Annotated in this window: 13 protein-coding genes; 7 read left to right on the forward strand and 6 right to left on the reverse strand. The window is 70.3% G+C overall.

Annotated elements, in window-relative coordinates:
* Window positions 1–145 precede the first annotated feature (145 nt).
* Window positions 146–853, forward strand: a complete 708-nt coding sequence (locus tag VGL85_RS01510) for a GntR family transcriptional regulator (protein ID WP_331585275.1) — start codon at window positions 146–148, stop codon at window positions 851–853.
* 37 nt (window positions 854–890) lie between these two features.
* Here VGL85_RS01510 and VGL85_RS01515 read toward each other — a convergent pair whose 3' ends face one another.
* The gene (locus tag VGL85_RS01515) at window positions 891–1,721 is read right to left on the reverse strand and encodes a hypothetical protein (protein ID WP_331585277.1); all 831 of its coding nucleotides are present in this window, start codon (window positions 1,719–1,721) and stop codon (window positions 891–893) included.
* Window positions 1,722–1,758: 37 nt separating this feature from the next.
* On the reverse strand, window positions 1,759–3,726 hold the full coding sequence (locus VGL85_RS01520; RefSeq protein WP_331585279.1) for a pyrroloquinoline quinone-dependent dehydrogenase: 1,968 nt from the start codon (window positions 3,724–3,726) through the stop codon (window positions 1,759–1,761).
* 309 nt (window positions 3,727–4,035) lie between these two features.
* On the opposite strand from VGL85_RS01520, the gene VGL85_RS01525 reads away from it, so the two are divergent.
* The 6 genes from VGL85_RS01525 (at window position 4,036) to VGL85_RS01550 (ending at window position 10,951) form a co-directional block, all read left to right on the forward strand.
* Entirely contained in the window at window positions 4,036–6,552 is a 2,517-nt protein-coding gene (locus tag VGL85_RS01525) for a TonB-dependent receptor (RefSeq protein WP_331585281.1), read from the forward strand.
* Between the two features lie 68 nt (window positions 6,553–6,620).
* Complete coding sequence (locus VGL85_RS01530) at window positions 6,621–8,123, forward strand: carboxylesterase/lipase family protein (RefSeq protein WP_331585283.1); 1,503 nt, start codon at window positions 6,621–6,623, stop codon at window positions 8,121–8,123.
* A 154-nt stretch (window positions 8,124–8,277) separates the two neighbouring features.
* Window positions 8,278–9,048: a DUF3426 domain-containing protein gene (locus VGL85_RS01535; protein ID WP_331585285.1), complete on the forward strand. Its 771-nt coding sequence runs from the start codon at window positions 8,278–8,280 to the stop codon at window positions 9,046–9,048.
* Window positions 9,049–9,058: 10 nt separating this feature from the next.
* A complete protein-coding gene (locus VGL85_RS01540) occupies window positions 9,059–9,604 on the forward strand; it encodes a phosphoribosyltransferase (protein WP_331585287.1) in 546 nt (181 codons plus the stop codon).
* Between the two features lie 68 nt (window positions 9,605–9,672).
* Complete coding sequence (locus VGL85_RS01545; protein WP_331585289.1) at window positions 9,673–10,095, forward strand: hypothetical protein; 423 nt, start codon at window positions 9,673–9,675, stop codon at window positions 10,093–10,095.
* Window positions 10,096–10,186: 91 nt separating this feature from the next.
* Window positions 10,187–10,951 carry a hypothetical protein gene (locus tag VGL85_RS01550; protein WP_331585291.1) on the forward strand — a complete coding sequence of 255 codons (765 nt, stop codon included), beginning with the start codon at window positions 10,187–10,189 and terminating at the stop codon, window positions 10,949–10,951.
* Between the two features lie 10 nt (window positions 10,952–10,961).
* Here VGL85_RS01550 and VGL85_RS01555 read toward each other — a convergent pair whose 3' ends face one another.
* The 4 genes from VGL85_RS01555 to VGL85_RS01570 all read right to left on the reverse strand — a co-directional run bounded on the left by VGL85_RS01555 (window position 10,962) and on the right by VGL85_RS01570 (window position 14,699).
* Complete coding sequence (locus VGL85_RS01555) at window positions 10,962–11,579, reverse strand: hypothetical protein (RefSeq protein WP_331585293.1); 618 nt, start codon at window positions 11,577–11,579, stop codon at window positions 10,962–10,964.
* A 33-nt stretch (window positions 11,580–11,612) separates the two neighbouring features.
* Window positions 11,613–12,773, reverse strand: coding sequence for a hypothetical protein (locus tag VGL85_RS01560; RefSeq protein ID WP_331585295.1), 1,161 nt, complete (start codon window positions 12,771–12,773; stop codon window positions 11,613–11,615).
* 9 nt (window positions 12,774–12,782) lie between these two features.
* Window positions 12,783–14,069 (reverse strand): phytanoyl-CoA dioxygenase family protein, encoded by a 1,287-nt coding sequence (locus tag VGL85_RS01565; RefSeq protein WP_331585297.1) that lies wholly within the window; start codon window positions 14,067–14,069, stop codon window positions 12,783–12,785.
* A gap of 75 nt (window positions 14,070–14,144) precedes the next feature.
* Complete coding sequence (locus VGL85_RS01570) at window positions 14,145–14,699, reverse strand: hypothetical protein (protein WP_331585299.1); 555 nt, start codon at window positions 14,697–14,699, stop codon at window positions 14,145–14,147.
* Window positions 14,700–14,740: the final 41 nt, after the last annotated feature.

A 14,740-nucleotide genomic window follows, 5' to 3' on the forward strand; every position in this document is an offset into this window, starting at 1 on the left:
ACGGATGTCATGCGGTTGATCTCGCTGAGGCCAACAATTGTGTGACGATCTTGGCTTGAATGTCGTATATGTCTGGCAATCGACGGCCTGCTCCGAGAGCCCTGGCGTTTCGATCCCTGGAGCCTGACGCCCGAGAGGCCGCGCGATGTCCAAGTCCCCGGAAACCTCCGACGCCGGTCACGACGAGGCCGGGATCACCCGCTCTGCGCCCCGCGAGGTGGCGCGCGCGCTTCGACTGCGCATCCAGAACGGCGAGCTCAAGCCCGGCGAATGGCTGCGCGAGGTCAAGCTGGCGGAGGAGCTGGGCGTCGGCCGCTCGGCGATCCGCGAGGCCCTGCGCCTGCTGCAGCAGGACGGGCTGGTGGAGCTGGAGAAGTTCCGCGGCGCGCGGGTGACCGCGCCCTCGCTCTATGAGCTGTTCGACCTGTTCGAGGTCCGCGCCGCCCTGTTCGGCCTGGTGGCGCGCTTCGCCTGCTTCCGCGCCCCGGACGCCGACATCGCCGAGATCGCGGCGCGCATCGAGCGGCTGATCGAGAGCGTCGGCCACACCTCCGCCGAGGATCGGGTCAAGGAGGGCATCGCCATCGGCGCCTCGATGGCGCTGCACGCCAACCGCGACGCGCGCGACATGATGAACGCCTCGCACCGAAAGGCCCGCTGGCACTTCTCCTACCTGGGCATCGCCGAGAGCCGCGGCTCCTACGGCCCGCTGGAGGACTGGCGCGACCTGGCGAGCGCGCTGCGCCACAGGGACGCCGAGGCCGCCGCCGCCCATGCGCGGCGGATCATCTATTTCACCCAGGGCGAGGTGACCAAGTCGCTGGTCGCCCGGGGCGCCGCGCCGCCGGTCTAGGGATGCGCGGGCTGGCGCGTGTCGCTGGGCCATGGCCTTAGGGGATCGCGCGGCGGTCGTTGATGAAGTCGACGTCGGGGTTCTCGCCAACGAACATCGAGATCATCTCCACGAAGGGCTCGGCGCCGCCCCAGGGCGGTGGGGTGAACTTGGGCGCGGGCGCGATGAACGCCTTCCGCCAGGCGTCGTAGTCGTCGAACCACATCTCGGCCACGTGCGGATAGGCCGCCTGCTCGGTGACCGTGTGGTAGAGGCCGAACCGCTTGAGGCCCGGCAGCTTGGCGATCTCCTTGGCGTGGACGCCCTTGTACCAGGCGTCGCCGGCCGCCTCGGTGACGCCCTTCGGATAGCGGAAGAAGACGATCCAGCGGAAATAGGGGATCTCCTTGGGCGGCGTCGGGCTGTTGAGGAAAAGGTCCTGCGGATTGACCGGGATCGTCGCCGTCGTCGCCTTGAACAGCTTCTGGCCTTCCCAGCCGCCCGGCGGCGGCGTGTAGGAGCTGAGCTCGCCATAGATGTTGTGCGGCCGGGTCTCGCGGAAGTCGGCCAGGCTGTCGAACTGGATCTCGGTCATCCGCCCGAAGTCGATCGGGTAGTGCTTGGCGGCCTCCGGCGGGACCATGTAGGCGCGGTAGGAAACATAGTTGCGCTGCCAGGCCTTGAAGGCCCGATGCACCTGCTGGGAATGGAAGGTCATGTACCAGCGGTCCAGGACGTTCTGGTCCTGGCCGGGCAGCAGCTCAACGATGATGTAGTGCTTGATGGCGCCCACGGCGAAGGCCGGGGTGGCGGCTGCCGCCGCGACGCCCGCGGTCGCCAGGGCCAGGGCCGTTCGGCGGGTGAGGGCGGCCTGCTTGGCATCGCTCATCTTCGCGTCTCCATTCCTTAGGTAGGCAGGGCCATTTTCAGGTGGGTAGCGCCAGGGCGACCAGCCGGTGCGGCTGGGCGCGGATGCCCATGCCGCAGACGATGAACTGGCGGCCGGCGGCCATGTAGGTCATCGGCGGCCCCAGGGTGGCGCCCGGCAGGGGCAGCTCGGCGATCATCTCGCCGGTCCGCTTGTCGTAGGCGCGCAGCACCTTCTTGCCATAGCGGGGGTCGTGCGGGCCTTCGCCGACGAACAGCAGGGTCTTGGTGAGCAGCGGCCCGGCGCGCTGATTGGAGCCAACCCAGCCCAGGTTGAAAGGCTTCATGGCCGGGCTGTCGGTGGCGCCCGGGCCATTGGGTTTCATCCAGAGGTGCTCGCCGGTGTTCAGGTCGATGGCGGTGATCCGGCTGTAGGGCGGCTTGACCAGCGGCAGCCCTCGCGGGCCGGTGACCACGCGGGCCGCGCCGGCGACCTCTTCGGTCTCGTTGGCGCCGGCCACGCGCTCGCCGTTCGCGTCGAGCGCCATGGCGGCGATCGAGGACTGCGAGGGGACGTAGAGCACGCCGGTTTCCGGATCGACGGCGGCGCCCGGCCAATTGGCCCCGCCGACCCAGGCCGGCCGGGTGATGGTGGGCCTCAGGCCGTAGGGCGTGAACAGCGGGCCGGCGATGTAGCCTTTGAGGAGCTGCTTGGCCTCGGCGTGCAGCTCCGGCGTGAAGTCGATCAGGTCGGCCTCGGTGATTCCCTGGGGCTCGAACGGCGCTGGCCGGGTCGGGAAGGGCTGGGTCTTCGAGGTCCGTTCGCCCTTCAGGGTCGACTGCGGGACGGGCCGTTCCTCGATCGGCCAGACCGGCTTGCCGGTGGCGCGGTCGAAGACGAAGACGAAACCGTGCTTGGTCACCTGGGCGACGGCCTTGATGCGTCGGCCGCCAAACGTGATATCCACCAGGTTGGGGGCGGCCGGCAGGTCGTAGTCCCAGACGTCGTGGTGGACGATCTGGTAGTGCCAGCGGCGCTTGCCGGTGGTGACGTCGAGCGCGATCAGGCAATTGCCGAACAGATTGTCGCCCGGCCGCTTGCCGCCATAGAAGTTGTTGGTCGGACACGACCCCGGCAGATAGACGAGACCCAGCTCGTCGTCGGCGCTCATCGGCGCCCAGATGTTGGCGTTGCCGGTGGTCTCCGCCGTCCCCGGCGCCCAGGTGTCGTAGCCGAATTCGCCCTTCATCGGGATGGTGTGGAAGGTCCACTTCAGCGCCCCGGTGCGCACGTCGAAGCCGCGCACGTCGCCCGGCGGCATGTCGGCGCGGACGACCGGATCGGAGATGTACTGGCCCACCACCACCACGTCGCGGCAGACGATCGGCGCCGAGGTGGTGGCGAAGAGGTCCATCGGCTCGACGGTCAGCTTGCGCTGCAGGCCCACGACGGCCAGGTCCACCTCGCCGTCCACCCCGAAGCTCTTGATCTTCCGCCCGGTGCGGGCGTCCAGCGCGATCAGCCGGTTGTCGAGGGCGCCGATCAGGATCCGCGCGTCGGCGCCGTCGCTCCAATAGGCGACGCCGCGATGCATGAAGCCCTTCTGCGTGGGCTTGGGGCGACGCCAGGTCCCGGGGTCGTGGACCCACAGGGTCTTGCCGGTGGCCGCATCGATGGCGGCGACCTGGCACATGGCGGTGGAGGCGTAGAGCACGCCGCCCACCATGATCGGCGTGCACTGGAACTCGCCTGGCTTCAGCTCCGGGTGGGCGGCGATGATCGCCGCGTCGGGCGAGTTCCACGTCCAGGCGACCGCCAGCTTGCCGACGTTCGCCCGGTCGATCTGGGCGAGCGGGGAGTATTTGGTCGCCGCGTTGGTGGCGCCATAGGCCGGCCACTCGCCGTGGGTCGGGGCGAAGCGGGCGGCGCGGGCGGGTTGGCCGGCGAGCGCGGCCACGCTGGCGGCGCCCAGCAGCGCCGCGCGCCGCGACGGCCGCCACGGTTCCCGGCCGGTCAGACCCGCCATCGACGTCTCCCTCGCCCCTTCTTGTTTTGCCGAGAGCGTGCGCAAAATTGTCGATCAATACAAGAAGGATTGTGAGGTTGGCGCTGAGGATGGATCGATAGCTCTTGCCGTTTACGTACAAGGCAAGCGCGCTTTGTCATCAAACTGCCTTGACCGAACCGGAGAGGGTGACGAATATCTCAATATTGTCCGACAAAATCGGATCGGACTGCGATGCGCGTTGCTTGGAAACCCGCCGCAGCCATCCAGGACGGACGAAACCAGAGCCGCGGGCTAGAGCGCGGCCGGACGTCGAACGGGGGAAACACCATGGGTCTTCTTCGAGCGGGAATCCTCAGCGCCGCGGCGGCGCTGATGTTCGGACTGCCGGCCACGGCCCAGACGGGCGGCGGCGCGGCGACCCAGGCGGCGGCCAGCGCCGACGTCAGCGAGCTGGTGGTCACCGCGCGGCGCCGGGACGAGAAGCTGCGCGACATCCCGGCCTCGGTGGCGGTGGTCACCGGCGACCAGATCCTGGCGGTCGGCCCGATCACCAACTCCGGCGACATCCTGGCCACCGTGCCCAGCGCCCGGTTCAACAACCTGCAGGACCCGTTGCTGTCCGAGGTCTCGCTGCGCGGCTCGGGCACCGAGCGGGCGACCGGCGCGGAATCGGCGGTCGGCATCTATTCCAACGGGGTCTACATCGGCTCCGTGGGCCTTGGCGGGCGCAACTTCACCAACGTCGATTCCTTCGATCTGGACCGCACCGAGGTGCTGGAGGGACCGCAGGGCGCGCTCTACGGCCGCGACGCCGAATACGGCGTGGTCAACCTGGTCTCGGCCCGGCCGAGCTTTTCCAACACCGGCTATGTGGACGAGGCCTACGCCACCGAGCAGCAACGCAACACCGCGACCGCGATCGTCAACTGGAAGCTCAGCGACGAGGTCGCGGCCCGGTTCGGCGTGCAGAGCATCCAGCAGACCAAGGGCTTCGTCTTCAACCCGGACAGCGGCAACTACTACGACGTCGATCGCGGCTGGGTGGCGCGCGGCCAGGTCCGCTTCCGGCACGACAACCTCGATGTCGACCTGCTGGCCGAATACCAGAAGCTGCAAGTGCCGAGCTTCTGGTCGTCCTGGAACATCCCGCAGACCGTGCCGGGCGTGGTCGGCGTGCCGCAGATCCCCAACGGCTTCGTCCAGCAGCACTATGTCATCCCGCAGTCGGAAGAGCTGTACAGCGAGGAGGATGTGAAGGGCCTGATGGCCTTCGTGAACTACGACCTGGGCTGGGCGCAGTTCTCCTCAACCTCCAGCTATCGCGACCAGAACACGCTCCTGGAATTCAACACCCAGAACATCGACCTGGCCCAGGAGCTGATCTTCCAGGGCTCGCCGATCCTGCCGCCCAATTCGCCGCCCAAGGCCGGGCAGAACGGCGAGGTCGGGCTCTATCCCTTCGGCCAGGACATCAACGCCTCGGAGGTCAAGAGCGCCTACGAGGACCTGCACCTGTCGGGCAAGACGATGGACGACCACTTGAACTGGCTGGTCGGCCTGGAATATCTGCAGCAGCGCGACGCGCCGGACACCGGCCAGGTCGCCCAGAACCCCTGCACGCCCTTCACCGTGGGCACCGGCATCTGCGGCGGCACGCCGACCGCGCCGATCTGCGTGATCAGCCCGTCCACGCCCAACCCCTGCCCGGCGCCGTTCGGGACCGGCAGGGCGCTGGCCAACCCGATCGTCTGGGGCTCGTCCACCAGCGTGGCCCAGAAATACACCTCCTGGGCGCCCTATCTGTCGCTGTCCTACAAGCTTGGCCCGGCGACGCTGACGGGGGATGTCCGATACTCGGATGACAAGAAGACGGCCACCCAGACCAGCTTCATCCTCTACACGACCACCAACAAGGCCTTCGCCACCGGCGGCAACATCACCAACCCGTCGACCTTCAACTACGCCAAGGACCTGACCACCTATGCGGTGACGGCCAGCTACAAGCTGCCGGGCAGCATGGACGGCCTGGTCTATGTGAAGACCGGCACCGGCTACCGCGCGGGCAGCTTCAACTTCGGTCAGTCGCCGCCGACCCAGCCTAACAATCCGGGCCTGTTCCTGAACGGCTCGGCCACGCCGCTGGGCTTCAACCCGGTGATCTCGACCTACGGGCCGGAGACCTCGACCGACTACGAGGTGGGCTACAAGGGCAACATCCTGCCCCGGGTCTATTTCACGCTGACGGCCTATACGCAGCGGACCAAGAACGCGCTCGCCTCAGTCGGCGACGGTTGCCAGCTCGCCAACACCTGCCTGCAGGCCGCCGCCGCCTACACCATCAACGGCGGCACCACCAAGGGCGTGGGCGTCGAGGCCGAGCTGGAGACCAGGCTCGACCTCGCGGGCGGCGTTCTGAGCCTGGACGCGACGGGTTCGAACTCGACGGTGAAGTACATCAGCGTGGCGAACCGCAGCGGCGCGCCGCAGAACGACACCCAGATCGCCCAGAACCCGCATTGGCTGGCGTCGCTGACCGCCGACTACCGCCATCCGCTCGGCCAGGACCTGACCGGCTTCGTCAACATGCTGTACCACGGCCAGTGGGGCGGCATTCAGGACACCGTGATCCCGGTCAGCTTCCCGGCGATCCCGCTGGCCGACTTCAACCTGGTGAACCTGCGCACCGGCGTCGACTACAAGAACTTCGAGTTCGCCGTGGCGGTGACCAATGTGTTCAACGAGATCTACTACCAGGCCAACTTCCGCCTGGCCGGCACGACGCTGCTGCAACAGCGCTGGAGCCTGCCCAGGGCCTTCACCCTGGAGTTCAAGTACAAGTGGTAGGCGCCTGAGGGCGTCTGGCTGAGGACGCCCCGGACAAGGACGTCTGGATCAGGACAGAGGGGACGGCGATGAGGTGGCTGGGTCTTGCGGTTGCGTGCGCCGTCCTCTGCGGTGGCCCGGCGGGCGCGCAGGATCGGCCGATTGTTTCGACGGCGTCCGGCCCGCTGCGGGGCGTCGTCGAAGGCGGCGCCGCGGTGTTCAAGGGCATCCCGTTCGCCGCCCCCCCGGCGGGCGCGCTGCGCTGGGCCCCGCCGGCGCCGCCGAAATCCTGGACCGCGCCGCGCGACGCCTCGGACTACGGCCCGATCTGCACCCAGCCGCCGCGCCCCGACGGGGTGGTGGCGGCGGGCGGCGGGCGGCCGCAGAGCGAAGACTGCCTCTACCTCAACATCTGGGCCCCGAAAGGCGCCGAGGCCGCCCCGGTGATGGTCTGGATCCACGGCGGGGCGCACCGCTTCGGCTCCGGCGAGGGGGCGATCTACGAGGGCGGCGCCTTCGCCCGCGACGGGGTGGTGCTGGTCACCATAAACTACCGCCTGGGCGCGCTGGGCTACTTCGCCCATCCGACCATCGACAAGGCCGCCAAGCCCGGCGATCCGATCGGCAACTACGGCCTGATGGACCAGATGGCGGCGCTGGCCTGGGTGAAGAAGAACATCGCGGCCTTCGGGGGCGATGCGAAGAACGTCACCGTGTTCGGGGAATCGGCGGGCGGTTCGTCGATCCTGGCGCTGCTGGCCACGCCCACGGCCAAGGGTCTGTTCGACAAGGCGATCGTGGAATCCGGCGGCGGCTGGCAGAAGCCGGCGGGCCTGGCGGCGCAGGAGCGCCAGGGCCTGGAAACCATGAAGGCGCTGGGGGTCCCCGCCGACGCCAGCCCGGCGGATCTCAAGGCCATCCCGGCCGCCAAGCTCGCCGCCGCGCCGCAGGCTGCGGGCGCCGGCGGCGTCGGGCCGTTCCCGGACGGCCGGCTGCTGAAGGAAAGCCCGCGGGAAGCTTTCGCATCCGGCCGCGCCATCGACGTGCCGCTGATCATCGGCTCGAACAGTTTCGAAGCCTCGCTGATGCGCAACTTCCCGATCAACGCCGAGGCGGCGTTGCAGCGCATGACGCCCGACCAGAAAGCGGCCTATGCGGCGGCGGGCTCCGGCCAGGCGACTATCGAGGCGCTCTACACCGACACGGTGATGGGCGGCCCGGCGCGCTGGATCGCGGGCAAGGCCTCGAGCGGGGCGCCGTCCTTCCTCTACCACTTCTCCTACGTGAGCCAGGCCCAGCGCGGGCGCGTGCCCGGCGCCAGCCACGGCAGCGAGATCATCTACGTCTTCGGGACCGCGGCGAAGGTGCTGGGGCGCGAGCCGGCCGCGGAGGACGCGGCGGTCTCGACCCTGATGCACAGCTGCTGGATCGGTTTCGCAAGGACCGGCCGACCGGTCTGCCAGGGCGGCCAGGCCTGGCCCGCCTACGACCCGGCCAAGGACCAGTTGATGGAGTTTGGGGTGAGCTTCGGGGTGCGGACCAACCTGCGCAAACCCCAGCTCGATGCGGACCAGAAGGCGGCGGGCCTCTAGGGCGCCTCGGAATCGGCTATCCTGACGCTTGCCTTGTTCGAGAGGGGCCGAAAGGATATGGGCGGCCCTGCCGACGGATCGCCCCGAGCCCACCCCGAATGCCGAAAAGCCGCCCTGACCCGACAGCTTGCCGATCCGGCCGGATCCGCGCCGCATGATCCTGACCTGCCCGGAGTGCGCCACGAGCTATCACGTGGACGATGCGCGCGTCGGCGCCGCCGGCCGCACCGTCAAATGCTCCAACTGCGGGGCGCGCTGGACGGCGACGCCGGACGGCGCCGAGCCGGCCGCCGCCGCTGCGCCGCCGCCGCGACCCGCGCCGCCGCCAGCTCCGGCGCCGCCCGTGGCCACGGTCGACGAGATCGTGTTCGAGGCGCCGCCGTCGCCGATCCCGATCGCGCCGGCCCGCAAGGCGTCGCGCCCGAAGGGGGCGGCCAGCCCCGTGGCGGTTTGGATCGGCGCGGCGGTCGCCGCCTCGGCCCTGATCGCCGCGGCCATCGTCTTCCGCGCCCAGGTGGTGGGAATGCTGCCGGCCAGCGCCGCGGCCTACGCCGGGATGGGGATGCCGGTCTCGGCCCTGGTGATCGAGAAGGTCCACGCCGACGCCGCCTTCCAGGGCGGTCGCCCGGTACTGCAGGTGAGCGGCCAGCTGCGCAACCAGCGCAACGAGACGGCCGACGCGCCGCCCCTGAAGGTCAGCCTGCTGGACTGGACCGGCAAGCCGGTGGCGGTGAAGGTCGCCCGCCCGATCGAGGCGCCGGTGCCCGGAAACGCCACCCGCTACTTCGCCGTCACCCTGGTCGACCCGCCGCTGTCGGTGCACGACCTGGAGGTGACCTTCGAAGCCGACGGCAAGGCCGGAGCCCCGCCGGTGAAGGCCTCGATCTCGTCGCCGGCGTCCTCGCCCGCGCCGCCCGCCAAATAGCCTGGCCCACATGACCGAAGCTCCGCCCCCCGTCCTCCTCTCCGAGACCGAGGTGATCGCCCGCGTGGACGCGCTGGCCCACCAGATGGCGCCGCACCTGGACGATGACACCACGGCCGTGTGCCTGCTGACCGGCGGCCTGTGGTTCTGCGCCGACCTGACGCGCGCGCTGTCGCGGCTGGGACGCAACGTCGGCTTCGACGCCCTGTGGCTGGCGTCCTACGGCGACGCGCGCGCCAGCATGGGGCGCTGCGAGGTGCGCGCCGACCTGCAACGGCCGCTGGCCGGCAAGACGGCGCTGGTGGTGGACGACGTGTTCGACACCGGCCTTTCGCTTTCGGAGGCCGCGCGGCTGGTGAAGGACGCCGGCGCCTCGCGGGTGCTGACCTGCGTCTTCGCCCGCAAACCCCTTCCTTTCAAGATAGCGGGGCCTAGAGAACGGGCCATCACCCCGGATTTCGTCGCCTGGGAGGCGCCGGCCCGATTCCTGGTCGGTTACGGCATGGACGCCTCCGGCGCCTTCCGCGGACTGCCCTATATCGGGGCGCTCGACTAGAACGTCGTCACAGCGTCGCCGCATCCGCTCGCTAGAGGCCGCGTTCTATCCACATGGGAGTATCGACTTTGAAGACCCGCGCGGCCGCGCTTGCGGCCCTCCTGATCCTCGGCGCCTGCAGCAAGGGCGCGGGCGGCGGCCATGGCGCCGCGAGCGGTCCACTGGCCAACCTGAACGCCAGCCTGAAGCCGCAGGAGGACCGGTGGCGGACGGAGATCATCGCCTCAGACCCGCTGTGCAAGCAGACGACCGCCGACAAGAAGTGCAAGAACTTCAACGTGGAATGCAAGGCCGAGCGGGACCTCAAGGCCGACGACGCCAGCAAGGGCGTGACCAACCGGGTGGTGGCGGCCATGACCTTCAACGGCTGGGACCCCAAGCTGAAGCAGAGCCAGGACGGCACGCGGACCGCCGAGTTCGTCAAGACCGCGAGCGGCTGGACGCGCCAGGAGCACGCGCCGGTCAACCTGTCGAGTTGCGCCGACATGTAGGCGGCCCGCCGCTGGTCAAAAGTGTGCAGTGCCCAATCTGGGTCACCCGATCTAGGGTCCCCGTCCTGGCAGGCTTCGGGGGGATGCTTCCATGACGGCGATCGCGGCGGGCGGAGCCAGCGGTGGCGGGCGGTTCATGCCGTTCCACCGGCTGGACCGGCGGTTCTTCCTGGTGATGACGATCCTGATGTGGCTGGGGATCGTCTCGGGCTTCGGCTCCGACCTGGTCCATCACTTCCAGACCCACGAGGCGGCCTTTCCGCTGATCGTGCATTTCCACGCCGCGGCCTTCGTGGGCTGGATGGTGTTCTTCACGGCCCAGATGGCCGCGATCCGGATCGGGCGGCCTGACCTGCATCGGCGCATGGGGCTGTTCGGCCTGGGGCTGGCGGCGGTGATGGTGGTGCTGGGGCCGGCGACCGCGGTGGTGGTGGATGCGGCGAAGTACGCGGCTCAACACAAGCCGCCGGCCTTCCTGGCGGTGCAGTTCAGCGACATCTTGGCCTTCGTCACGCTGCTCTCCGCCGGCTTCCTGTGGCGAGCGACGCCGGCGACGCACAAGCGGCTGATGCTGCTGGCGACGCTCTACATCACCGACGCCGGGTTCGCCCGGGTGCTGGGTGGGCCGGTCCATGCGGCGCTCGGCGACGGCGTGCTGGCCGACTGGCTGGGGCTCTACGTCGGCAACGATCTCCTGATCCTGGGCTTCGGGGGCTATGACCTGGCGACGCGCGGGCGGCTGCACCCGGCCTATGTGCTGGGCGCGGCGTTCATCTTCGCCTTGCAGACCACCGCGGTCAGCCTGCTGCATTCCCCGGCCTGGGCGGCGTTCTCCCTGCACCTGATCGGGCGCTGACGCGCGGCGGCTATTTCGCCCGGCGCCGTTCGCGGGCTTCCAGCACGAGGTCGCCGGCCAGCTTGCGCAGGGACACCGGCGTGGTCTCCGGCATGAATTGGCCGAGGATGGTGCTGAACTGCGAAAGGCTGGCGTTGATCGGGCTCGCCGCGCGGTTCTTGGCGATCGGCAGGACGATGTCGCCGGTCTGCGGATCGACGCTGAGCTGGGCCAGCACGGCGCTGGCGACGTTGGCGGCGGTGGGCGACGGCGGCACGGGCAGCGGTGGCGGTGCGCCGGGCGCGGCGCCCTTGGTGATGGTTGTCGAGGCCGCCTTGCCGAGCGCGCCCAGCATGCCGAACAGCTGGACGTAGGCGGTATTGCGCATGTAGCGCGTGGCGCCGGCGATCTCGTCGGCGCAGGCGAAGCCGATCAGGAAGTTGGCCGCCGCGGCGATGTCGGGCTCGTCGGCCACCACGCGGTCGACCTTCTGGCGCAGGCACTGTTCGGTGCGCGCGACCACCGGCGCCCGGTCCGCCTGGGCCTTTTCAGCCTGGGGCGGGTCCGCCTCGGCCCGGGCCGCGCCGCCTGCCGCCATGGCCGCCGCCAGCGCAAGCGGCCCGGCGATCTTCGAGATGCTGTTGGTCATGCCCACTCCCCGAGGTTGTGGGCGCATCATGGCTCAGCTTGCACGCCACGCCCAGCCGCGCGTCGCCATGAGCGCAAGGTCGGCCGAGACCCGGGCCGCCACGGCGCGGGCGGCGGGGCTGGTGGCGCACAGGTGGTGGTCGGTCCCGCCGTGCCAGACGATCAGCGCCGGGTCGATCACGCCCTCAGGCCCCACCAGCGGCGTGAAGTCGTCGTAAAAGGTGAGGCCGGCCGCCGTGCAGCCATCCGCCAGCACGTCGTTGAAGACTCCCGCCAGCGCGGTGCGGGTGGGCCAGTCCGGCATCCCCAGGCTCTGCAACGCGGCGCGCAGGGCGTCCGGGGAAAGCTCGCTGTGCAGCTGGACAATGTGGGCGTTCATGTAGCCCTCGCGCAGGGCCGCGTCGCCCAGCGCCGGCGGCAGGGCGGCGGTGACCACCAGCCGGATCGGCGTCCGCGCCTGCGACTCGGCGAGGAAATCGACATAGCGGCGGGCGCTGTCGCGGGCGAAGGCTTCCGCGTCGGCGAGGTCGAAGACGCGGGCGCCGTCGCGGACGCGGCGATAGTCGTAGACGAACTCCAGGTCCACCTGGCCGAACTTCAGCAGCGCGGCCTCGACGCCGGGAGCGGATTCCAGGCGCTGCAGATGGGCGCGGATCCGTTCGCCGGCCTGGGCGCGGGACGCCGGATTGCCGAGCCCGCGGGCCGAGGCGCCCACGCACAGCAAGGGCGCCGGCGCCCAGCGGCCGGACCAGAGCATCTGTTCGGTCAGGTAGAGCTGGCCGTGGCTGTCGGACAGGATCGGCAGGGGCCGATAGGCGGGGCTGGGCCGCAGCAGGTCCTCGGCGCCGTCCCCGGCGGGCGCGGCCTGCCACAGCGCCGAGGCGGCTAGGTCGATGCGCAACTGGTCCTTCTGCGCCTCGGGCAGGTCCAGGGTCTCGATCCGCGCCTGGGCCACGGCGAAGGGCTGGGCGAAGCGGACGCGCAGCCACTCGGGCCGGCCCCAGCGGTGGAAGTGGCGGGCGGCCTCTCTGGCCGACATCGCCCCGATCACCGGATAGTCGGTGAGATAGGCCGCGGCGTCGAACCCGAGGGCGAGCAGGGCCTCGACCACGGCCTCGTCGGCCTCGTCGGCCTCAGCCGCCGGCTGCGGCCGTCCCCGCTGCGCCAGGCGCCTCAACCAGTCGAAGCCGGCCATCCCGGAGCCCTAGCCGGCTTCGTGCAGCATCCCGGGCCGGCCCGAGGAGTCGTGGTAGGCGATGCAGCCGCCGGCGAAATAGTGGCCGACGATGGAGCGGCGGGACTTGTCGCGATCGCGCCGCACCATGCCGGCGTGCATCAGGTTGTCGTGCCAGATCAGCACCTCGCCCGCCTTGGGCCGATAGGTCTGGCGCTCGATTCCGCTGGCCTTGATCATCTCGCCCCAACGTTTGGCCACGGTCTCGCCGAAGGCGCTCCAGTCCTCGCCCACCTTGGCGATGCCGGCGTCGGCCAGGAAGACGCGGTCGAACCGGTGGCTGCCGGGATAGACGATCAGCTCCCCGGACTCCGGCTGCACGTCCTCCAGCGCCGTCCAGACCCCGCACATCCGCCCGGCTGGGAACGGCGTCAGGTGGATGAAGTCCTGATGATACTGCTGCTCGGAGCCGAAGATGTAGGTCAGCGACTGGCAGGGCTTGGGTGGCTCGCCGAAGATCAGCGACAGCATGCGCAGGATCTGTGGGTGCAGCCACAGTTCGCGGATCGCCGGATAGTGGTCGTGCAGATTGTGCAGCCGCTGGCTGTCGCCCCAGGCGTAGCCCTCGACCTTGTTGGCGACGGCGTCGTCGAGGGCGGCGTTCAGGCGGCCCAGCAGCTCCGGCGCGATGCGGGTGGGCAGGACGGCGTAGCCCTCGTCCGCGAACTGACGCAGGGCGACGATCTCCGCCGCGCTGGTCGCGCCGCGGGCCGAGAGGTCGGTGAGGTGGGCTTCCACCGCCTCGGGGCCGGAATCGAACCAGGCGGTCAGGCCCGGGTCGGCATAGTCGTAGGCCGCGCTGTCGCAGACGCCGTCGACGATCAGCGGGGCGCCGCGCGCCCGCAGGCTGGCGGCCACCGCTTCGGCCGTCGGGCCTTCGTTGCGCAGGAGCACCGTCAGCGCCGTCTCCGCCAGGGTCCGGCCGCCCTCGACCAGGCGCAGGGCGATGCGGGTCGGGCCGTTGGGCAGCAGGTGGCCGTGCAGGGCAAACCAGTCGGGGGCCGCCCCGGGACTGAAGCGAATCTGCTTTTCCAGCGCGGGACGCTCGTCGCCGGCCACCCGGACCTGCAGGGTCGCCGCGCCCGCGATCTCGGCCAGGCCACGGTATTCGATGATCACCAGGCCCTGGGTCGGCGTCCGTTCGGCGGGCGAGCCGGCCTCGAGCTGCACGGGCGGGACGGCCGACGCCGTCGCCGCCGGCGCGGCTTCGGCGGGTGTGCGGGCGCGGCCCAGAAGGGTCGCGAACAGGCTGCGCATGGGAACGGTTCCGGCCTTGGAGCGGCCCTAGACACATCTGAGCCGCGATGCGGCGTCAAGCTGGGCCGCGCGCGGTTACTTCACCGAAAACCGGATCGTGGGGGACTCTTCGTAGCTGCGCCCATCGGCGGCGATCACCCGCACCGTCGCGCTGTGCGGCCCGACCGCCAGGCTGCCGGAGGGCAGAACCATGCGGAAGCCCACGGGCGCCAGGTTCTGGTCCTTGAAGTGGACCGCCACGTCGCGGCGGGTCGCGCCATAGGCGGTCCCATAGACCTTGCCGTCCACCGTGACGTCCACCCCGCGGCCGGGGGCCTTGGCCAGGTCGTCGAGGCCGAAGCCGTCGAACACCACCGGCCGGTCGCGCGGCGTCACCGCCGGCGGTTTGCCCAGCGGATCGAAGGCGGCCCCCACGTGGTCCAGGGTGAAGATCGGCGTGCCCGCCCGCTTGGGCAGGCCTTCCGACAGGGCCTTGGGCGGCGGCGTGTCCTCCACTGGCGGCGAAGCGCCGGCCATGGGATCCGGCGGCGTGTGGCGCGGCTTGCCCTCCTGGCAGGCGCTGAGCGCGGCGGCGGCCAGCAGGGCGGCGGCCGGGAGCGCGAGGCGCCGATGGCGGATTCGCGAAGACATCATCCCCTGCATAGTCCGAGGCTGGCCGCTTCGCCTAGAGC

The sequence above is a fragment of the Phenylobacterium sp. genome (genome assembly GCF_036501465.1).
Classification (GTDB): Bacteria; Pseudomonadota; Alphaproteobacteria; order Caulobacterales; family Caulobacteraceae; genus Phenylobacterium.